Source organism: Thiorhodovibrio frisius (assembly GCF_033954835.1).
GTDB classification, from domain to species: domain Bacteria; phylum Pseudomonadota; class Gammaproteobacteria; order Chromatiales; family Chromatiaceae; genus Thiorhodovibrio; species Thiorhodovibrio frisius.
Genome location: NZ_CP121471.1, coordinates 175,374 through 195,860, shown reverse-complemented (window position 1 = coordinate 195,860; position 20,487 = coordinate 175,374). Strand labels below are relative to the sequence as shown.

General features: G+C 61.0%; 22 protein-coding genes. 2 read left to right on the top strand and 20 right to left on the bottom strand.

Annotated features, from left to right (window positions below; all coding sequences use genetic code 11):
- Positions 1–576: 576 nt before the first annotated feature.
- Both Thiofri_RS01015 and Thiofri_RS01010 read right to left on the bottom strand, forming a co-directional pair.
- Positions 577–960 (bottom strand): hypothetical protein, encoded by a 384-nt coding sequence (locus tag Thiofri_RS01015; protein ID WP_009146709.1) that lies wholly within the window; start codon positions 958–960, stop codon positions 577–579.
- Entirely contained in the window at positions 950–1,648 is a 699-nt protein-coding gene (locus Thiofri_RS01010) for a transposase (RefSeq protein WP_009146708.1), read from the bottom strand. Before Thiofri_RS01010 ends, Thiofri_RS01015 begins: the two co-directional genes overlap by 11 nt.
- A gap of 210 nt (positions 1,649–1,858) precedes the next feature.
- Here Thiofri_RS01010 and Thiofri_RS01005 point away from each other — a divergent pair, with 210 nt between their 5' ends.
- A complete protein-coding gene (locus tag Thiofri_RS01005; RefSeq protein ID WP_040854342.1) occupies positions 1,859–2,929 on the top strand; it encodes an IS110 family RNA-guided transposase in 1,071 nt (356 codons plus the stop codon).
- A gap of 789 nt (positions 2,930–3,718) precedes the next feature.
- On the opposite strand, the gene Thiofri_RS01000 is transcribed toward Thiofri_RS01005, so the two are convergent.
- The 13 genes from Thiofri_RS01000 to Thiofri_RS00940 form a co-directional block, all read right to left on the bottom strand.
- Complete coding sequence (locus Thiofri_RS01000) at positions 3,719–3,955, bottom strand: hypothetical protein (protein ID WP_009146717.1); 237 nt, start codon at positions 3,953–3,955, stop codon at positions 3,719–3,721.
- Complete coding sequence (locus Thiofri_RS00995) at positions 3,945–4,214, bottom strand: BrnT family toxin (protein ID WP_009146716.1); 270 nt, start codon at positions 4,212–4,214, stop codon at positions 3,945–3,947. The genes Thiofri_RS01000 and Thiofri_RS00995 overlap by 11 nt, the downstream gene beginning before the upstream one ends.
- 745 nt (positions 4,215–4,959) lie before the next feature.
- A complete protein-coding gene (locus tag Thiofri_RS00990) occupies positions 4,960–5,457 on the bottom strand; it encodes a DUF3368 domain-containing protein (protein WP_051023712.1) in 498 nt (165 codons plus the stop codon).
- Positions 5,435–5,686, bottom strand: a complete 252-nt coding sequence (locus Thiofri_RS00985; protein WP_009146714.1) for a UPF0175 family protein — start codon at positions 5,684–5,686, stop codon at positions 5,435–5,437. The genes Thiofri_RS00990 and Thiofri_RS00985 overlap by 23 nt, the downstream gene beginning before the upstream one ends.
- Positions 5,687–5,848: 162 nt before the next feature.
- Entirely contained in the window at positions 5,849–6,061 is a 213-nt protein-coding gene (locus tag Thiofri_RS00980) for a cephalosporin hydroxylase (RefSeq protein ID WP_009146713.1), read from the bottom strand.
- Positions 6,062–6,094: 33 nt separating this feature from the next.
- Positions 6,095–6,892, bottom strand: a complete 798-nt coding sequence (locus Thiofri_RS00975) for a class I SAM-dependent methyltransferase (protein ID WP_009146712.1) — start codon at positions 6,890–6,892, stop codon at positions 6,095–6,097.
- A gap of 11 nt (positions 6,893–6,903) precedes the next feature.
- Positions 6,904–8,673: a class I SAM-dependent methyltransferase gene (locus Thiofri_RS00970; RefSeq protein WP_009146711.1), complete on the bottom strand. Its 1,770-nt coding sequence runs from the start codon at positions 8,671–8,673 to the stop codon at positions 6,904–6,906.
- 155 nt (positions 8,674–8,828) lie between these two features.
- Positions 8,829–9,056 (bottom strand): hypothetical protein, encoded by a 228-nt coding sequence (locus Thiofri_RS00965; RefSeq protein ID WP_009146710.1) that lies wholly within the window; start codon positions 9,054–9,056, stop codon positions 8,829–8,831.
- 940 nt (positions 9,057–9,996) lie between these two features.
- The gene (locus Thiofri_RS00960) at positions 9,997–10,239 is read right to left on the bottom strand and encodes a DUF2442 domain-containing protein (RefSeq protein ID WP_009146849.1); all 243 of its coding nucleotides are present in this window, start codon (positions 10,237–10,239) and stop codon (positions 9,997–9,999) included.
- Positions 10,240–10,248: 9 nt separating this feature from the next.
- Positions 10,249–10,518, bottom strand: coding sequence for a DUF4160 domain-containing protein (locus tag Thiofri_RS00955; RefSeq protein WP_009146848.1), 270 nt, complete (start codon positions 10,516–10,518; stop codon positions 10,249–10,251).
- A 461-nt stretch (positions 10,519–10,979) separates the two neighbouring features.
- Entirely contained in the window at positions 10,980–12,719 is a 1,740-nt protein-coding gene (locus Thiofri_RS00950; RefSeq protein WP_051023736.1) for a class I SAM-dependent methyltransferase, read from the bottom strand.
- Positions 12,720–14,482: 1,763 nt separating this feature from the next.
- Positions 14,483–14,767, bottom strand: a complete 285-nt coding sequence (locus Thiofri_RS24645) for a DUF6399 domain-containing protein (protein ID WP_223296651.1) — start codon at positions 14,765–14,767, stop codon at positions 14,483–14,485.
- A complete protein-coding gene (locus Thiofri_RS00940) occupies positions 14,665–15,939 on the bottom strand; it encodes a hypothetical protein (RefSeq protein ID WP_143741736.1) in 1,275 nt (424 codons plus the stop codon). The genes Thiofri_RS24645 and Thiofri_RS00940 overlap by 103 nt, the downstream gene beginning before the upstream one ends.
- Before the next feature lie 111 nt (positions 15,940–16,050).
- Here Thiofri_RS00940 and Thiofri_RS00935 point away from each other — a divergent pair, with 111 nt between their 5' ends.
- Complete coding sequence (locus Thiofri_RS00935; RefSeq protein ID WP_051023734.1) at positions 16,051–16,305, top strand: hypothetical protein; 255 nt, start codon at positions 16,051–16,053, stop codon at positions 16,303–16,305.
- Between the two features lie 131 nt (positions 16,306–16,436).
- Here Thiofri_RS00935 and Thiofri_RS00930 read toward each other — a convergent pair whose 3' ends face one another.
- The 5 genes from Thiofri_RS00930 to tnpA all read right to left on the bottom strand — a co-directional run bounded on the left by Thiofri_RS00930 (position 16,437) and on the right by tnpA (position 20,287).
- Positions 16,437–16,874, bottom strand: coding sequence for a hypothetical protein (locus tag Thiofri_RS00930; RefSeq protein WP_009146844.1), 438 nt, complete (start codon positions 16,872–16,874; stop codon positions 16,437–16,439).
- Between the two features lie 259 nt (positions 16,875–17,133).
- Positions 17,134–17,697 (bottom strand): methyltransferase domain-containing protein, encoded by a 564-nt coding sequence (locus Thiofri_RS00925; RefSeq protein WP_051023733.1) that lies wholly within the window; start codon positions 17,695–17,697, stop codon positions 17,134–17,136.
- A gap of 140 nt (positions 17,698–17,837) precedes the next feature.
- Complete coding sequence (tnpC, locus tag Thiofri_RS00920; protein WP_323705795.1) at positions 17,838–19,523, bottom strand: IS66 family transposase; 1,686 nt, start codon at positions 19,521–19,523, stop codon at positions 17,838–17,840.
- 51 nt (positions 19,524–19,574) lie between these two features.
- Positions 19,575–19,928, bottom strand: a complete 354-nt coding sequence (tnpB, locus tag Thiofri_RS00915; RefSeq protein WP_323705793.1) for an IS66 family insertion sequence element accessory protein TnpB — start codon at positions 19,926–19,928, stop codon at positions 19,575–19,577.
- On the bottom strand, positions 19,925–20,287 hold the full coding sequence (gene tnpA, locus Thiofri_RS00910; protein WP_009148704.1) for an IS66 family insertion sequence element accessory protein TnpA: 363 nt from the start codon (positions 20,285–20,287) through the stop codon (positions 19,925–19,927). Before tnpA ends, tnpB begins: the two co-directional genes overlap by 4 nt.
- Positions 20,288–20,487 lie beyond the last annotated feature (200 nt).

Sequence of the window (20,487 nt, the reverse complement as noted above, 5' to 3'; positions counted from 1 at the left end):
TCGGCTCTCGTTTTCACGCGCAGAGTCCTCTCGGTGTAGGGGCGTGTTAGACCAATGCAATCTCCCAAACCGCCACTCCTTTGCTCGACCCGCATTACCGGGCGTCATCGCTCATACGAGTGGCTCCGACTTCCAGCAACCACCGCCGATGTCCTCGTTGATTAGACTTGTTCATCGGTGCCCACCTCCCGCAGACCGGCTGTTGGATCTCCCTGGTTACCACGTGCTCTCAATGTAAGGCTCGATACGGCCTCGGACCCCGGGGAGTCTCCATGCCACTGACCTTGACGCGACATGGAGTGTTGCCTGCCGGGGGGACAAACCCGTCGGCACTCTCCGACAAATTCTTTTCGGGGCTCTACACCTTCAGGGGCGGCTTCACCCGCTACCTTTGCACCTCGCCTGTTTTCATGCCTACGCACCGACGCGTCAGTTACCCTTCGCGCCGTAAGGCTTGATACCGGGCTCGCGGCTCACGATTACCCGGGCGGGACTCTAACCCGCTAGAGCACGCGGCCTTGCCAGGCCGCACTGTCCCCGGAACTCGAATTCCGATAATGCTCAGCGATTTCCTGCTTACTCTTCCTCAATAAGGCGACTTCGGATGGTGTCAGCATCCGGGGAACGTTCGAGGTAACGAGCTTCTGATTGAGTAAGGCAATCGAACCCATAACCGAATCGCTCGTGCCACCAGATTTCAAGTGTTTGTCCATGTTTCGCTCTCAGCGCAGTGAGTTGCTCTTGTGTTGGCGATAAAACGGCAGAAAAGGGTTTGCCGGTGAGGACCGTTGCCCCGATGACGACGCCGCCGATGGTTGCTTTGACCAGCGAAAACGCCGCTTGCACATCCCCGGACTTTGCCGCTCGATAGTCGGGATGCCGCTTGACCGCGATTTCAGGGCTGTGAATCACCACCGGCGGAAAATCGCGCCACGGGGTTCGGGCCGGTTTAAGCGTCATTGTCGAACAAATCCCGCGTGTCAGTCTCCCGTTGGCGTGGCTTTGGTCCCGGCTTTTGTCGCTTGAGCGCACGTCCGAGGCGCTGCTCCAGGGCTTCGACAAAATCATCCCCACCGAGCGGGCGCCCGGTGCGGGCATGTGAGTGCAATGCTTCGACGGTGTCCCTGTCCTCCGGTTCGCCAAGGAAACGGCACCAGTCCGAAATCAGCTCCAATAGCGGCCCAACTTGGACAAGCGCATCATCCGCTCCCGCCAAATGCGCCTGCGCACTCGACCACTCCCAATCCTCCGGGCGTTGGCACAGACGCGCACGCACAGGATTGAGCTCCACATATCGGGCAGCAGCGATCAAATGACGCTCATCCATAACAAACGAGTGGAACCGCTCCTGCCACAGGTGCCCCCGCCAGCCTTGGCGAAAATTGATCATCCGGGTGTAGCGCCGATGGGCTTCACCCAACGCATCCCGCAAACCAAACTCCGTCGCCGGCACCAGAATCAGATGCACATGATTGGGCATGAAGCAGTAGGCCAACACCCGCGTTTCGCAGGCTCGACAGGAGAGCGATAGCAATCGACGATACTCCGCATAGTCGTCATCGCTAAAAAATGTCTGCTGCCGTCGATTGCCGCGCTGCGTTACATGATGCGGCAACCCCGGAACCACCACTCTCGGGAGTCTTGCCATTGTTTCGCCAATGTCTGACCTTAGTCACAGAGACTTAGCAAGAATATAGCCCTATTTGGCGGGCTGCGTCTAGGAATTAAGTATACTAATGGGATGGTCTGCCCCGCTCCTAAAAACCCTCTGAATCAAGCAAAATAGGCTATCGACAACCACCTAATCGTTAACCGAAGACTGCGGAGAAGAGTCATGAAAAAAGCAAAGAAAAAATCCATGAAGACGTTCAGCAAAGAACCGGTTGCCACCATTGGCATTGATCTGGCCAAGAACAGCGTGCACGTGTTTGGTGTCGACGCCCAAGGCGAGATGGTATTTAGCCGCAAGGTCGCCCGTAAAGCTTTGAGTCAGTTCATCGCCCAACAGCCGACCTGTCGCATCGCCATGGAAGCCTGTAGTGGCGCCCACCACTGGGCGCGCACCTTCCAGGGGTTCGGCCATGAGGTGGTGTTGATCGCCCCGCAGCATGTGAAGCCCTTTGTGAAGACCAACAAGAACGACGCCGTCGATGCCGAGGCGATCTGCGAAGCCGCGCGACGCCCACGCCAGTTGTTCGTGCCCATCAAGAACGTTGAACAGCAGGATATCCAGGGTACCCACCGCATGCGCTCAATGGTCATTGATCAGCGCACGGCACTGGTCAATCAGATCCGGGGTTTGTTGGCCGAATACGGCATTGTCATTGCTCAAGGGCGTGCTGAGCTCATGCGCCGCCTGCCGGAAATCCTTGAAGACGCCGAGAATGGACTCAGCGAGCGGTTTCGCGCCGAATTGAACGGGCTCCTTGAGGAGCTGCGTCACATGGATACGCGGGTCAAGCATTATGATACTCAGATTCAGGCCGTCGCCGACACCAATGAGTCGGTCCAGCTGTTAAGGAGCATTCCCGGCATCGGCCCGCTGGTCGCTACCGCCTTGATTGCCACATTGGGCGACAATTGGGGGCTGTTCAACAATGGCCGCGCGCTGGCCGCCTGGCTGGGGCTGGTGCCGCGACAGCACTCCACCGGCGGGAAACCGCGCTTGCTCGGAATCAGTAAACGGGGCGATGTGTACATGCGCAAACTCTTAATCAACGGGGCGCGTGCAATGATGCGCTGGGTTGAGAAGAAAGACGACGCTCTCAGTCATTGGGCGCGGGATCTCAAGCAGCGCCGTCATGCCAATGTCGCCGTGGTTGCGATGGCCAACAAGCTCGTGCGCATCGCTTGGGCGGTGATGACCACCGGCAAGGCTTTCGATACGGCGCGCGGGGCGTTAGCAAAGCCTGCGGCCGTTACCGCGTAACGCCATACCGGCCACGAACCATTCCGATTAACCCGCCCTGATCGGGCATCAACCGAGTTCCACACCACGAGTTGCGAAGAGTGAAATCCACTGTGATGGCATGAAAGGCACGACCGCCTCGCTGAAAACCTGACGGGGACAGCAGCCAGCTTAAGCTGAGACTGATATACTGATTGAGGACGGCGAGGTACGCGAATTCCATTAGGGCACGGGGATCGACTTCGGAAATGATCCCTCTTAACGATGCCGGATATATGGCCGCAACGTTTCCTTCTACCAAACAGCGATTTTCCTCTTGCATCGCGGGGCGGACCATATATGTCCCCGGAATTCGGACGTGGCGGGGGCGCGGTCGGAGTGGATTCGGGTCGTTGCGCGACCGGATTGGCACACTTCCCCGATTAGGGCGCGAGCCATGTGAGCGCGATCAACGCCGGTGCGCAGGGCGTGGCGCGCCATCGCCCGGGCGCGCGGCAGGTTGCCGGATTGAATGGTCCGCGCGGTGCGCCAGAGAAAGAGGTTGTCTGGTGGCGGTGGGGAATCAGGATGGATCTTCGGCAGGCGGCTCATTGGGGACTCGCTTGGATTGGGAAATGGTGCCATTATCAATTCCTAGAAGACCCGGCGATTATTTGCCTATTGAGCTTTGTGCTTGGCCGAGTTATTCGAGTCCGCAAATTTGCCGTTAATCACTCTTAGCCAGAAAAATCAAATCGAGCCTGAACCCTATAATTCCTTTATCCCGGAATTAAAAGGAATTAAGTATGTCCCCGGAATTCCCCGGATCTGTTAATTTGTTGAGCACTTGAAATGTGTTAGCCGTTCTGTTTGTTTTGCAAACGCCAACATGGATCGCAGTGCGCTGTTGACCGCCTCAGCATTCTCGAAGGCTGCCGCGACATCAGGATCGAGGACAACGATGTTGCTGCTTTGAGTGTATTCTTTATAGTATTTTCCGCGGACAGCTTTGGAAAAGTCAAAGTCGTATTCGGGAAGCAAGTCATCTTCAAGATCGTCAGGATTCATAGAGTTTGCGCTCGTGCGGTGTGGCTGATCGGGCACTAATGATCCGAAAGGTTCCACGATCCTCGGTGTGAGAAACGACCAGCAATCGACCCGATGAAGCCAGTCCAACCGTGATATATCGCTGTTCCCCAATAGAATGGCGCTCATCGCGAAAAGTTCCAGCGAAAGGATCACCAAAAACTGTCGTGGCTTCCTCGAAGCTCACCGCGTGCTTGCGCGCGTTCACTTCGGCTTTTTCTTGATTCCATTCAAATTTCACGATGGCAACGCCGACAGATGTTCTGTGATTTCACCGCTGTCTCGTTATTTGACATTCATTCTGAATCCAGTCTCGATACCAGCAAATCAGCAAGCTCCACCACGGTGCTGATGGCTTCTTGCACGCACCAGGCCTGCCAATCCTTGACTTAAATTAATTCGAGCCTGGACCCTTTAATTATAGCGAGCCAACACCCGCGCGCCCGGAAGATCCCCGGCCCGCATAGCTTGGGCAGTGCGCCATAGCAAGAGGCTGTCTGGCGGTGGTAAGGGTTCGGACGGGATGATAGGCAAGCGGCTCATTGGAATATCCACTCCGATTGTGAACGGGAGCTACAATCCAAGGCAATGGCTCCACAGAGGTTACAAATTTTCGATTGATTGTATCGAAATCGACCCTCGTCCGATCGGTCGACCGGCCATCGAGCACCGCGACTAGCTCGCCGACCAAGGGATGATCGCACGGAATCGCGCGCTGCCGGGTCAGCACTTTGCTGGTCCAGATCGGGACGTGGGTCGATGCCGATGGCGCGACCGGGCGAGGTTCAGGCCGGCGTCAACGCGGATCTCCAGATCGGTCTCGGTGCCCAGTTGGGCGTTTAGCCAGGCGAGGACATCGTGCTTGTGGCAGGGGTGTCAGTTGATGTTGAGTCCAAAAATTAAATCGAACCTACCCCCTTTAATTACCCGTTTAATTCTATCCACAATTGGTGATTTGAACCTTAATTTAAACCTTTAATTTGGACTTATTCCCCCACCTTTGCCAATGCCCGTTCCACCAGCTCGGGGGCGAGGTACGAGCCGGATGCCACCAACTGGGCAACGACCGGTCGAGCCGCCGGGATTAGCCCCTGCAGCCGTGCTTGGAGCACCACGCCCAAGGTGCCGAATACCGGTATACCGAAAACCTTTGCCGCAGCCCGAGCTTCGGCATCATCCAATATCGCAAAGCGGTTTTTTAGCAGGCAGTGGTTGAGCACGTGCGTTTCTCCCTGACCCAGATCCCAAGCGGCTACTTCGGTGGGGATCGGTTGATCCGCCAGGCGTCGTTGTGCTGCCCAATGCAGGGTTTCGCCAAGGTTGGCCTCACCCTTCCCGACACTGACTTCAGCGATGACCGCATCAGGCACCTGAACGCCAGCGATCATCTGTTCCAGCATGCGCAAATAGCCCAGCTTACCCAGCAAGATCAGGGGCGAGGCGTTGATCACGCAATGGCGCTCAGTCCAGGCCAAGTTCAGCATCCAGTTCATCAACGTCGATCTGGATGGCAGCAACGCGCCGCTGTCGCAGTTCATCCAGGAAGGCCGCTCGGCTAAGCCCCGCGATCTCGGCAGCCTTGCCCTGGGAGACGCGTCGCTCGCTGTACCACTGCACCGCCGCGGCAATGCGCATCTCGGCGGCAAATTCGCGCGGCCCCAGGCGAAGGGCAGAAAACAGGTGTTCTGGGAGCTGGAGAGTAAGTTCAGTCATGGCGATCTCGGATCAGGGGCTTGACAGTGAGTCTGCCGACTTCAGGCTGTCTTGGCAACCGTCTATCCGTCAGCGAGGATACGAGCGCGTCTGGGCCGAAAGAACATACATCCAGCCCGTTCATTCTTGCTGATCATGATGCGCTGATTCAGTCTTCCACAATCAGCCATTTGGCGCATAGTTCGCATTCCGGTCGAAAAGGTCGCAGAGATCGCGATCCACGCGGAAGCAATCCGGATGCTCACTAAAGAACTCGCGCAGGGCGCGGTTGGGGCCGCCGCCGTCGCGCTCGGAAAGGCCCAGGTCATCGAGGACGCCATCCTCCATCACCAACAGATCGCCGGGCTGCATCCAGTCGGCGAGCTGCCGCAGCACGGCACTGCACTGCACCTTTAGTAGGTATGCGCGCTATCCTCCGTCACCAGCCAGGGATGCGGCGCCTCCATCAGCCTCCGAAGCCGTCTGTTCAGCTTGCAATGCGGCCAGCTCAGCGCTCAGCGCCGCCTCCCGCGCCTGACTCGCCTCGAGCTGCTCCTGCAAAGCCTTTGACCGCGCTTGCGCCTGCTTGAGATCGCGCAGATCTTCCGGTAGCGCCTGAAACCGATCAAGAGCCTCGGCCTCGCCACGGCGCAGGTTGGTCGCGCCGGGGAGCCGGTCGCAGAGCAGGGGCTCCGGCAAGGGATGCGCGAACGGCTGGCGGGCGAACACCATCACGTTGTCGGCCCAGGGATCCGCACCAACGCGCTTGCCGATAAAGGATTCGATCAAGGCCACCGGCGTGCCCACCCGCTCCGACCACCGCGCCAGGGCCAGCCCGGCATCGGGATAAAAGCGCCAGTGGTCGAACGGGTAGCCGTGGTAGTTGCCATTGGATGGTGCATTGATGTAGATCAAGCCTCCAGGCTTCACCACCCGCGCCATCTCGGCGAAAGTCAGCCAGAACAGCGGGTCATGCTCCAGGCAGGAGGTGGAGACCACCACATCGAAACTCGCGTCATCGAACGGCAGGCGATGCGGGTCTTGCAGGACCAATTCCACCCCGGGACCAGGGGTCAGATCCACCCCCAGATAGGCCGCCCCCTCAGGTTTCACAGCGCGCAGCGTGCCATTCACATCCCGCGAGCCGATATCGAGAATGTTATGGCAGTCCTCCCTCCAATAGGTCTCAAAGAACTGCCGACCGGTTTCCAAGGCGCTTGGATGCATCGGGCAGAGCCTCAAATGTTGTCAGAATGCTCGGCGGTGGGTGTGGCGCCGGGGTGCGAAGGCATCTCGGCATCCGCGTCCACCTCAATCATCATCCGCACCTCCAACCAACCAGGGCGCGCTCCCGCCGTGCTGGGCGCGAGGTTGGCGAGCCGGGGCAAGACGATGATCGGGTCCTCGCCCTCGCAGGCGATCAGCAGCTCAGGCGCGGTGGCCAGTTGACGAGCATCGCCTTGCAGCGTCAGCGCGGCGAAGGCTTCGGGCGTCTCGGCGCTGAACAGCAGCGCTTCGGACTCGGCCGCGCGCACCCGCAGCGCGGCGATGCGCACCCGCCCAGGGCGGTCGGCGGGGTCCAGGCGCAAAGGTTGTTGGCTGAGATCCAGCCCATCGGGGATCTGGAAGCGGATCTGTACCCAGTCCCCAGGGCGCACCCAGTAAAGGGTGGAAGCGGCTTCGTGGTGGGTGGGATGCTGCGGTTGGGGCCAGTAGACCTGCACCTTTACCGGGCCGCCCGGCATCAGCAGGTTGAGTCCACAGCGGCCAACTCCTGCTTCCGCCAGCCCTTTATACTCGAACTCAGCGGCCGCCAGCGCAGGCTGGAGCGACGCTAGCCCCTCGCGCATCTGCGCCACCGACCAACCCTCGGCCTTGGCGTGCTTGAGCACCGCGACTAGCTCGCCGACCAAGGGATGATCCGACGGGATGGCGCCCTGACGGGTCAGCACCGCCGGGGGTGGCGGGCCGCTGTGCAGATGGCGGCGCACCTCGGCGGGGTAGCTGGCCGCCAGCACCCGATCCTCGGGATCGAGTCCGGCGATCAGCAGCAGGCCGGTGGTGTGGGCATTGAGCGCGACCAGGGTTAGCTCGGGGCGGCTGGTGCGCAGAATGGCGTGCAGCTTCCAGATGTCGCCGGTCCAGGTGCCGCTGCGCCGGTGGCGCTCGGCCTGGGTGGGATGGCAGGGGTAGATGTCATCAATGGCGACCAGGGTATGGGGCGCGGCATGGCGCTCGACGTTGATCAGGTCGCGCAGGGCGAACTCGAACAGGTGCATGCCGTCGATGAACACCAGATCCGGCGGCGGTTGCAAGCACGCACGGGCCTGGTCGCGGAAGAAGGCATCGCTGCTGGCGGTTAGGATTTGCGCTTGCGCGCTCAGCGCCGCTTGCAGGTGCAGATCCGGGCGTGGGTCGATGCCGATGGCGCGACCGGGCGCGCGGGCGAGGCTGATGCCCTCGTCGACGCCGATTTCCAGATAGGTCTCGGTGCCCAGTTGGGCGTGCAGCCAGGCGAGGACATCGTGCTTGTGGCAGTCGCCCCATAGGTGGTTTTCTTCGGCTGTGCCGCCGAAGCCGTGTGGATTGCTGGCCATGGCCTCGCCCAGGCGCTGGTAGATATGCGCTGGGGTGTTCTCTTGTAACAGGTCCGCGACATCCTGCCAGCACTGAGCGGCCTCCCGATAGCGCCCGGCTTGGTGGTGCTGCTCGGCCTCGTCGGTCAGGCGGGGCGTGGCGGGAACGCGCATGGGCGGGAAACCGAGTTCCAATCCCAGGGACCAGTGGGACGTGGCGGGGGCGCGGTCGGAGTGGTTTCGAGTCATTGCGCGACCGGATTGGCACAGCTCCCCGATCAGGGCGCGAGCTATGCGAGCGCGATCAACGCCGGTGCGCAGGGCGTGGCGCGCCATCGCCCGGGCGCGCGGCAGGTCGCCGGATTGAATGGTCCGCGCGGTGCGCCACAGAAAGAGGCTGTCTAGTGGCGGTGGGGAATCAGACGGGATCATCGGCAGGCGCCTCATCGGGGGCTTCGCTTGGATTGGTAAGGGGTACCACTATCAATTCGTAGAAAACCCTGCGACTATTTGCCTATTGACCTGTTTGCTTGGCAGTGTTACCCGAGTCTGGACATTTGACGTCAATCATTCTTAGCCAGAAAAATCTAATCGAGCCTGGACCCTTTAATTTCTTTAATCTCCTGAATGGCGCGGTCGAGACGCGCTCTGTTACGCGCGGATCGCTGGAGATAGGCGCTTTCAATGTAGGCGCTGTGATGGTCCAGATGCTCTTCGAGCATTTCCAGCGCCAGTTGTTCGGGCGTCTGTTCCGCCAAGCTCGCCATGACAGCGATTTTTCTCTGCAACTGTTCGGGAATTTCAAGGGTCAGCATGAGCTTGATCTCCGTCAATTTCTCACCACGTCGCGAAAGGCTTGGCAAGACTTTAACCCCATTTGGCGTTCTTCGTCTAGGAATTAAGTATACGGAGAGTAAGCCGGGAACTTGTCCGCGTTTAGGTCAAGGTTTGTTTTCTCTGTTTCCGCCTGGTTTCCCGGCGGTGCCACAATATTATGACCGTGCGCAGCTTCGTTACCCGGCTCCTCGCAGAACCGGACTTGGAGTGTTACACCATCCGGCTCCCAGTTCAGGTCATTCACCAAGGAATGGGCTGTCTCAACCCATCAACACAGAAAGCCCTCCTTCCATCAGACCACCCATGTTTCTCGCGCTTGGCTCCATTGGTGTGAATCGCATCGGCTCTCGTTTTCACGCGCAGAGTCCTCTCGGTGTAGGGGCGTGTTAGACCAATGCAATCTCCCAAACCGCCACTCCTTTGCTCGACCCGCATTACCGGGCGTCATCGCTCATACGAGTGGCTCCGACTTCCAGCAACCACCGCCGATGTCCTCGTTGATTAGACTTGTTCATCGGTGCCCACCTCCCGCAGACCGGCTGTTGGATCTCCCTGGTTACCACGTGCTCTCAATGTAAGGCTCGATACGGCCTCGGACCCCGGGGAGTCTCCATGCCACTGACCTTGACGCGACATGGAGTGTTGCCTGCCGGGGGGACAAACCCGTCGGCACTCTCCGACAAATTCTTTTCGGGGCTCTACACCTTCAGGGGCGGCTTCACCCGCTACCTTTGCACCTCGCCTGTTTTCATGCCTACGCACCGACGCGTCAGTTACCCTTCGCGCCGTAAGGCTTGATACCGGGCTCGCGGCTCACGATTACCCAGGCGGGACTCTAACCCGCTAGAGCACGCGGCCTTGCCAGGCCGCACTGTCCCCAGAATTCCAGAATTCAATTCGAATTCGAATTCGCTGGGCTCAGAACGGAACTGAACGATCATACAGCGTCTCGGGCGCAATATCGATTTCGCCCGGCCAAACCACCGTCCCGTAATCGATAAAAGCACATGCAAAAAGCGGCGAGTCTTTCAGGCAAACAAACGGTTTTTTATTCATGTAGGACGACATATCGAACAGGCGGCGCTCGCCATTTTCGAATTCTAGTTCGAGTCGATAATTGGGCTTGACTCGCACCGCCGTGACATCAAGCAACTGGTCCATGGCATTCGCTCACTGAAGGGGGGCAATTTTAAAGGGCGGCTCGCCCTGGACGGCAAGCTCCCAATCCGCCAGCAACTCATCGCGGTGGATTTCCACCCAAGCCTGGACCAAGCGCAGCTGTTTTCGTGGAAAATCACCAGCAAGCATCCGTCCATCCTCAATGGCAATCGACGCTTTTTGCCCCTGATAGCGAACATGAATATGAGGCAAATGATGGCGGTCGTTATCCTCGAACAGAATATTGACCAGAATTCCATAAAACATGCTGATCGTGGGCATGCGTGGTGCTCCGCGCGTTGCTGATATCCGGTAATTTTAGCAGACCCGCTCCACCTCCCAACAAAAAACGCCCCCGGTTTCCCGAGAGTGTTTCAGTCTGACAACCAGATCAGTGGTTCGGTGGGTTTCGTGACCAATCCGCATCCGTGCCAACCATCAGCGCCATACCGTGCCCACCCTACCCACCCTACCTGGCTACCCGGCTGAATCGAAGAAAAAAGGAAGACCTGACCCCAATCTTTGTGCCGGCAATGGCGATTTTCATTGGTGTCAAGTCAGCGGCTCTTGGTCGATTTCGTAGGTGTCAAGCCCCCTGAAATCGTCTACTTGAGTTTAGTTTTTCTGTTGGCTATCTATTGAATCAGATGCACCTAGGAATTAAGTATATGTCCCCAGAATCCCTTATGCATGCGTCATCTCTTCAAACAGTTGCACGCTGATCAGCGACAAGCAGCGCCGTCTCACACGCCATCCGTCGGGATCATCGGCGGATCATCCGGCTCGACCTCCACCAACAGCTCCACCTCCAACCAACAAGGCCCGGTAGGCAACTCTGCACCATTCGCAGGCGCAAGCACCGGCAACAGCAGTTGCGGATCAGTGCCCGTGCTGGTGATCACCAGCTCCCGCTCGCTGGCCTCCCGCACCGCATCGCCCTGCACACGCAGCGCGGCGAAGGCTTGGGCGCTGTCGGTGTCGTGTTCGGCGCTCCACCAGGGCTGTGCCTGCTCGCCGCACAGCACCCGCAAGGCGCGGATGTGCAGCCGACAGGGACGCTCAGCGGGATCGAGGCGCAAGGGCTGTGGCAGGCTGAGCGCCTCGGTGGGCAAGGCAAAGCGCAGCCGCTCCCAGCGCCCGGGCTTGATCCAATACCACAGCGAGGCCTGCTCCCGATGGTGCGGCGCCTCGGCCTGCGGCAGGAACAGTTGCACGGCGACCGGCCAGTGGCGCTGATCCGCCAGCAGCTGGCACTGGCCGATGCCCGCTTCGGCGCGGCCCTGATAGGCCTGCTGTGCGGCGCTCAGCGCCGGCTGTAGCGCGGCCAAGCCGGCGCGCACCTGCGCCACCGACCAAGCCTCCAGCCGCGCTTGCTTGAGCACCGCCACCAGCGCCTTCACCAGGGCATGATCCGAGGGGATCGCGCCCTCGCGCGCGAGCACCTCGGCGGGGGCTGTGTCGGTCTCCAGATAGCGGCGCGCCTGCGCGGCATAGACCGCTGGCAAGACGCGGTCCTGCGGATCGAGCCCGGCGATCAGCAGCAGACCGGTGGTGTAGGCATTGAGCGCGACCAGGGTCAGATCAGGCCGACAGTCTTGCAGGATGCGGTGCAGCTTCCAGATATCGCCGGTCCAGGCGTCACTGCGCCGATGGCGAGCGGCCTGGGTGGGATGACAGGGGTAGATGTCATCGATCACCACCAGGGTGTGCGGGGCGGCATGGCGCTCGACGTTGATGAAGTCGCGCAGCGCGAACTCGAACAGGTGCATGCCGTCGATGAAGACCAGATCGGGCGCCGGCTGCAAGCGCGAGGCGGCCTGCTCGCGAAAGAAGGCATCGCTGCTTTGGGTGTTGATCTGGGCCTGTTCGCTGAGCGCGACCGCCAGTTTCAGCTCGGGACGTGGATCGATACCGAGGACCGCACAGGGCGCCCGCGCCAGGCTCAGCCCGGCATCGACGCCAATCTCCAAATACCGCTGGGTGTCCAACTCGGCATGCAGCCAGGAAAGCAGATCATGCTTGTGGCAGTCGCCCCAGGTGTGGTTCTCCGCCCGGGTGCCGCCGAAGCCTTGGGTGTTGCGCGCCATGGCTTCGCTGAGCTGGCGGTAGACGGATTCCGGCGTGTCTTCTTGGAGCAGGTCGGCGACATCCTGCCAGCACTGCGCCGCTTCGCGGTAGCGACCGGCTTGGTGATGCAGTTCGGCGTCGGCGGTGAGCTTGGGGGTCTCGGGGATGCGGTCGGGTGCAAAGCCCAATTCGAGCCCGAGGCGTAGGCCGTGAGGGGCTGGCGGTGCCGGTCTTGGGTGCTTGGATGGGTCAGAGGTGGCTGGGCAGCACAGCTCGCTCAACAGGGTGCGTGCGAGCAGGGATCGATCCTTGCTCTGCCGCAGGGTATGCCGGAGCAGGCCGATGGCGTTTTCCATCTGGCCCTGGCGCGCGAGTCGAGCCGCGCGCCAGGGCTGCAGGGTGTTGCCGGTCATCATCCTCTCTCCTCCGTCGAGGCCAGATCCGGAAATTCCGACCAATGGCCGTGCTTGTCGAAGCGATGCTTCAGGGGTAGTCCGTGGGTAGGTAGTTCAATTTGTGCCAAATCCGCCCTCAGCCATTCATGCAGGAAAGGTGCTTAGGCCATAGAGCCGACAAGAGGCTTGAAGCGGTGCGCTGAACTATCGATAACCCCTAGATTTCTGAGTAAACCGCCAAGCTGAACGTGGCGGGCACTCGATCTGAGGTTCGACGCGCATGAACGATCTGAAGACTCCCGTCGCCCGGCTGGCGCGTCTGTTTCGCGACGCGCGCGACCGGTGGAAATCCAAGGCCCTGGAGCGGCAGAGGCGCTTGCGTGCGGCGCAGGTACGCATTCGCGACTTGGAGCGCAGTCGCGCCTACTGGAAGGCGCGGGCGTTGGCGGCTGGGGACCAAACGCCGGCGAACGGCACATCCGGCGGTGAAACCGAAGCGGCAAGCGGCGACGAGCCGCCCATGGCGATGGTACCGACCCGGGTCGCCAACCATCATCATTGCCTGGAGGTGATCGCGCTCAGCCTGCAACTGTATCTGCACGCCAGTTTCGGTTGTCGTGGGGTCAGTTGGGTCCTGCGTCTGTTGACGGGCTATCTGCCGCTGGGCGTTCCCGCCTCGACCACCGTGCTGAACTGGTGCTATCGGTTGGGCTTGGCCGTCTTGCTGCGTCCGCTGCCACGGCGCGACGATTGGATTTTCGTCATCGATCACACGGTGGCCCTGGGCGCGCAGAAATGCCTGGTGGTACTTGGCATTCCGGCCAGTCGGTTGGCCGAGACCGGTTATTCGCCCCGTCACTGTGACATGACGGTGCTGGCGGTGGAGGTGACGGCGAAGAGTACCGGCATTGGGGTGGCGGCGGTGTTGGAACAGGTGAGCACGCGCGCGGGTGTGCCAGTGCAGATCGTCTCCGACCATGGCAGCGACGTGCGCAAGGGCATCGCGCTGTTTCGCCAACAGGCGCCGGGTTGCGTGGAGACCTACGACATCTCCCATGCCATCGCGACGTACCTGAAGGCGCACTGGCGCGATGACGTGCACTGGCAGGGGTTCTTGAAGCAGGCCGCCGCCACCTTGAGCCACTTTCAGCAAACCGAACTGCTCTTCCTGCTCCCGCCACGCCAGCGCACGAAAGCACGCTACATGCATGTCGATGCCCATCTCCAATGGGCACAGCGATTGATCGGCTATCACGATCAGGGCGATTTCAGCGCCATTGGGCGCCCGTGCGTCTTCAGCGCCAATGCCTGGGCACACCTGCGCGCCAAGTTGGGCAAGCGTCGTGTCGAACCGTTGCGCGCCCTGATCGGACAGCGCTATGACACGCGCGCCGCCTTGTGCGAGGCGCTTCGCGCTCAGGGTGCCACGATGGTCGATGGGCTCGATGACGCCTTCTGGCGCTTGGCCGATCGCGGCTATGCGCGCTTTCTTGAGGCGTTTGCCTGGGTCTTGGCGTATCGCGAGGTCTTGTCCGCGTGGACGCAGACGATCGCCGTGTCCAAGACCGTCCAAACGGTCCTCAAAACCCGCGGGCTGTCGCACGCAACACCGGCCGTTGTGCAGGCGGAGCTGTCCGCGCTCGGAGCGCTTGCGGCCCCAGTGGCCGACTTCCAGGCGCGGATACTCCAGCACGTCGAACACGAAGCCGCCAAGCTTCCCGCCGCTGCCATCTGGCTGGCGTCCTCCGATATCATGGCCTTGATCATCGATTGGTCCACTGTTGCTAAGCCGCCACAGGGGCGAGGTACGGCTGCCTCGCCGGGCGGGGCCGTCGTTGCGCCGGTCGAGCGGGCCAGGGCATGCGTTCAAGCACCTGCTCGAACAAAGATGGGTGGGGCTGAGCGAAGAAGCGCTCGGCAGCCGTGGTGGCGTCGGGCCGCTTGATCGCAAAGTTGTGCAGGGCGGTTAAGACCTCCTGCTTGCGCGGGCTGAGTCGGTGATGCCCGTGCTGATAGAGCGCGAGGAAGCCGTTGCGCCCCTCGACACACGAGCTGCTGCGCTGGAACAGATCGGCACACTCCCCGGCGACCTGCTCGAGAGCTTCGCCTTGGCCAGATGCGCACACAGGCGCTCGGAAAGATCCGCCTCCTCGGCGATCGCCTCCAGGCGCGCAAACAGCGTTCCCAGACGCGCCTGCAACTGCTCGGGGCTTTGCGCCTGTCCCTGTTGGATCTCGTAGGGATGATCGACCTCCCCGAAGGCGCCGATCAGGGCTTTGGCCTCGGCGCGGCGCGCGTGGGCCTGCTCGCGCGCGAGGCTGGCTTGGACGAAGTCATTTAGCGCGTCGTCGATGCGCGCGGCGAACGCCGGCGGGCGCCCAGGGCCATGGCGGCGCCGATGATAGGCCTGCTCGGCGGCGCATTCGGCTTGCCAGCGCGCCTTCGCCTCGACCTCCGCCGTCTCGGCCTGTTGCTCGGCGCGCTTCAGCGACAGGCTCATCGCCTGGCTCACCTCATGCTGCAGATGAAACAGGTCCGTGGAATGGTGTGCGCCCAGATCGCGTTGGATATGAGCCAACAGCCCCTTGGCCTCATCGCTGGTGCCTTGCACCACTGTGACGTTCAGCCCCTCAAGACCACCCTCGAGCGCCTGTGTCCAGGCCGCCGCCGAGCGCTCATCGCTCCTGTGCTCGAGCAGGATGAAGTTCGAGGCGGCATCGATGCTCACCAAACGCATACCGTCTTTCCACGTCTCATCTTCAGCGATGCTCAGTGTGCGATGGGGCATGGCTTGGGCCAGGGTCTCGCGCAGTTCGGTGGCAGCGGTGACGATCTGCTCTTCCAGTTCGCTCTGGAAGGCCTGCTGCGTGCCGTAGGAGGCGCCGATGAACGCCGACAGTCCACTGCGCTCAAGAAAGTCGCAGACCACGCGCACGCCCGCACCGCCCTGCTCGCTGATGCTCCAGTGTGCAGCGACCAGGATCCGGCGCAGCCACACCACGCCCTCGGGCGTCTGGACGAAGGCCGACAGCGCCGCCGGCGCCAATGGCGCAGGGCGCGCGTTCCAATGACGCAGGGTGCTGCGCGCCACCCCAGCGCCGGTGACCGCCGCGCGCTGACTGTGCCCATCCTGCTGCGTTTGCGCCACCGCATGCAGATGCTTGGCGCGGTCCAAGCGATCATGGATTGGCGTGGGGCGTCGATCTGCACTAGAGTCAACGCAGGCAGGGGCATCGGACAACGGCATTTCCCTCGGTCAGTTTGCACTTCCAAGGGTACGCCTACCCGGCGCTCCTGCCGCTTCTTCAGGGTGCTTGATCGCCTACCGAAACACCCCGTTTTGGACTAACCGATGATCAAGGCCGATATCATCGAATCGCTCTTTGGTCATTACAAGACCTTTACCGCCCGTGGCCCACTCAAGGAAGTCGGCCGACTGGTACTACTGATTCCGGCCTTCCTCTCGGAGTTAAACGCCCCGGTCATCCGCGAGGCGATGGCATCGGTGCGGACCCTCGATGTGCAGCAGTGGGTCGACAAGCATCTCGGCGATTCCATGCTCGCACGCCGCCGCAGAGCCCTGCGGCCTGTCATCAAAACTGCATGAGCGTTTCGCGGCGTGACGATGGGAAATTGAACAACCTAGTCCGTGGGCCAGTAGCGAATACCGCGCCTTCGTGCTTGAGCCAGGTTTTTGGGGTTGACATCAGAAATTAAATCGAACCCGACCCCTTTAATTTACTCGTGATTGCGCGCCATGGCTTCGCCCAAGCGCTTGTAGATACTCGCTGGGGTGGAGTCCTGTAGCACCTCCGCAACATCCTGCCAGCACTGGGCCGCTTCGCGATAGCGCCCTGCTTGGTGGTGCTGCTCGGCCTCGACGGTCAGCGCCGGGGTGTCCGGCACCCGTTCGGGCGCGAAGCCGAGCTCAAGCCCCAACGGGAAGTCGTGCGTGTCTGGACTGCCGTGCCTTCTGGTGCGGGTACCAGCGGCCACTGGTATGCACAGCTCGCCGATCAGGGTGCGAGCGATGCGCGAGCGATCCATGCCATTGCGCAAGGCATGGCGGGTCATCGCGCGTGCGCGGAGACCTTGTCCGGCTTGAAGGGTCAGCGCGGTGCGCCAGCTAAACAAGTCAGCTTCGGGTTCGGGCTGACAAGAATCAATGCAAGGCATCAGGACTTCTCGGCAATTTAGAACGCGCGGAGGAGGGAACTACGCCTAGGTCTTTGGAATAATACACAATTTTTTGGAGTATGCAAGCAGGTTCGCTACAGAGCACGGTGGTTTAAACGCCTCTCGTGGGAATTGGGTCGCCCCTCACCCATTGGGATTGTAGTTCCATCCTAGCGGAAAAGCGGCTTTGAACTCCCCCCGGCAGCCTCTGGCACGATATCGTCCTGCTGCACGGCTAATAGCTCGGAGGTTAGTTCGCTCACGCGGGCTCGGGCTTCGGGGCTTCGCTCTGCTGGAGCTGCCCTTGCAATTGCTTAACCCGCGTCCTTACCTTTTTGAGCTTACGCGAGTCCTCCGGTGCTTTGGTAAATCGCTCAAGCTCGTCGGAGCCCTGCCGCCGGATATTGATCGCGCCTGGCCACTGATCACAAATCAACCTAGCTGGCAAGGCATGCTCAAGCGGGTCATGCGCCAAGACCATCACATTGTTGGCCCAAGTTTCACCATCGCGCTCCCCGATGAAGGACTCGATCAAGGTCGCGGGCCGACTCAGGCGCTCGGCCCACTGCGCCAACGCGCGCCCGGCGTCAGGATAGAAGCGCCAATGATCGTAAGGATAGCCGTGATAGCTGCCATTGGAGGGCGCGTTGATGTAGAGAAAACCGCCTGGCTTCAACACCCGCAACATCTCGCCAAAGGTCAGCCAGAACAAGGGGTCATGCTCCAGGCAGGAGGTGGAGACCACCACATCGACACTGGCCTCATCGAGCGGCAGATGATGCGGATCTTGTAGCACCAACTCGACGCCCGGGCCGGGCTGCAAATCAGTAAGCGCTCAGTGAAATACGTCTAGCCCGTCGGCGACGGGCGCCAGACAATGGCGGGATGAAGCGGAACCGAGTGTCAGCCCAGCGACTGCGCCCGCGCCATGGGGGCGCGTTTGCGCGTGCCGCCCCGTTGCAGTCAGGCGGCGTCGGTATCCCTGATCGAGGTCAGAACAGGTGGAGTGCAAAGCGCGTCGGGGCGGACATTGAACGGCAGCAGCGCCTCAATGGCTTCAGGTGTGCGTGCCAGCGGCAACTGCTCAAAGAGGTGATTGAGGTACGCCCACGGTTCCAGTCCATTGGCCTTGGCCGTTTCAATGAGGCTGTAAAGCAGCGCGCTGGTCTGCGCGCCTTCCGGACAGCCGGAGAACAGCCAATTCTTGCGGCCTACCACAAAGGGACGGATCGCATTCTCCGCCTCATTGTTGTCGATCTCCACCGCGCCATGATCGAGGAAGACCAGCAAGGTCGGCCACTGATTCAAGGCGTAGCCAATGGCCTTGCCGAGCAAGCTCTTCGGCGCCACACGCTGGACATGGCGATCCAGCCAGGTCTTGATGCGCTCCACGACCGGGCGGCTGAAGGCCTGGCGCTCACGCACCCGGGTGTCGGCATCGGCCTGCTCCAGACGCAAGCGCTTCTCAATCCCATAGAGCTCGCCAATCAGCGCGACCATCTCCGCCGCGACCGAGGCATGGCGCCCGCCGGCGGCCTCGACGAACTTGCGCCGCGCATGGGTCCAGCAACCGGCGTGGGCGATGATCTCGGGTGCGTTGGCCAAGACATGATAGGCACTGTAGCCATCGGACTGCAAAATCAGCGCTACCGGTGGATCACTGCCGCTGCCAGAGGCAAGCGCGCCGAACAACACCTCTTGCGGGACCGATGCCGCGCGCGAGGGGGCGTATTCAAACCAGCGCACCGGCTGCTCGGGCGGACCGCCGCAGAACACCCACATGAAGGAGTCCTGGGTATTGTCTCGGCCCGGTTCGTTGAGCACTTGCAGCCGGGTCTCATCAATCTTCGTCGTCGGTCCGCGCAGCAGTTGCGCCTTGATCGCAGCGGCAATTGGAGCAAGGGGCTTTTGCAACTGCATCAACCACCCGGCCATGGTCTGGCGCGGGATGTCGATTCCCTCGCGGGCGAAGATCTTCTCCTGGCGATACAGCGGCAAGGCATCGACGAACTTCCCCGTCACAATGGAGGCAAGCAGCGAGGCATGCGCGATGGCCTTGGGGATGATCTGTGGGGCGCGCGGGGCGATTTTGATACCCGCCTCGCCGTCCTCGACGCTGTCGTTGACCGGGGCATATTTGGCCCGCTTGTAGGTGATGACATAGGTCTGACGCGGCAGGTCAGCGAGCTGCTCGGAGACGTCATAGCCAATGAAGCGCCAGTCATCGCCCATGGCGGCTTTTTCGTCTTCGCCAACATCGAGAATGCGCTCCAGGCGCGGCAGATGCGCTGGCAGCGGAGAACGTTTGGGCTGGCCCTTGGGCTTGTTGCCCGCGTTGGCCTCGTCCTTCGGCGGCTTGCTCTGCGCGGTGGCCTCGGCTTCAAGCTCTCCGATCAGCGCCTCGAGCTCGGTCTCGTCAAACAGCTTGAGCTGGCTGTCGGGCACCCGATCGGCACTCGGGCCAAAGCGTTTGCGCCGCAATAACTCGATGTATTCAAGCAATTGGTCAATGCGTTTGGTATCGCTCTCGATGCGTTCTTGCTTTTCTGTCAGGGCACGGTTCAAACCCGCCAATTGATCGTGCAATTGGTGGATGATCCCGTGCAATTGCTCGGGATCATTGGGTAATGATTGAACCTTGGATACCATGCCACGAATGATAGCGAAAACCCCTGTTTCAATACAAGCGGTTTTTGCTAATCAAATGAGATTGAAACGTGCTTGCTGATGGCCTTCAATCCGTTGCGGATCGAGTCCTTCGAGTAACCAATGCAATTCGCGTAGCGATAATGTCACGGGTTGCCTGACGCTCGCTTCTGGCCACCAGAAGCGCTGTTGCTCCAAGCGCCGATACCACAGCCAGAAGCCGTTGTTGTACCAATAGAGAATCTTGAGTTTGTCGCGCGCGCGATTGCAGAAGACAAACAGATGACTGGAGAAGGGGTCGGCGGCAAGGGTGTCGCTGACGATCCCGGCCAGACCATCGATCTGCTTGCGCATGTCGGTGGCGCCGACGACCAGATAGACTTGGGTGTGGGTACCGATGCCGATCATGAGGCGGCTGCGCGTAGGAGTCGGATGACCTGTTGCAATGTCGAGACATCAACGCCGACACCGATATCCAGGCGCAGACCACCGGGACAATGCAGACTCAGCGCGGTGGTGGCGGTGGTGGCGGTGGGTGCGTCGTCGCTGAGCCAGTGCACCGGGACCAGGCTATGAGTGGGGCCGGCGCTGGGCGTTGGCTCCGCCGGCTGGCGTTGCCGCGCGCGGCGGAAGATGGCGCGCCAGCGCGCAAAACTCGCCACCGAGATGCCCTGGCGCCGGCAGTACTCGCCCTGGGTCAGGCCGCTGCTCGCCCACCCATCAACCAACGCTTGCCACTGCTGGCGAGTGCGCCGCCTCTGTGCCATGCTGATGCCCTCTGTCGCTGTTCATGTGGTGGGCATCGTGGCTGATCGCCATGGGCTGGGCTAGATGTACTTAACTGAGCGCTTACCGGCAACCCCGGAACCACCACTCTCGGGAGTCTTGCCATTGTTTCGCCAATGTCTGACCTTAGTCACAGAGACTTAGCAAGAATATAGCCCTATTTGGCGGGCTGCGTCTAGGA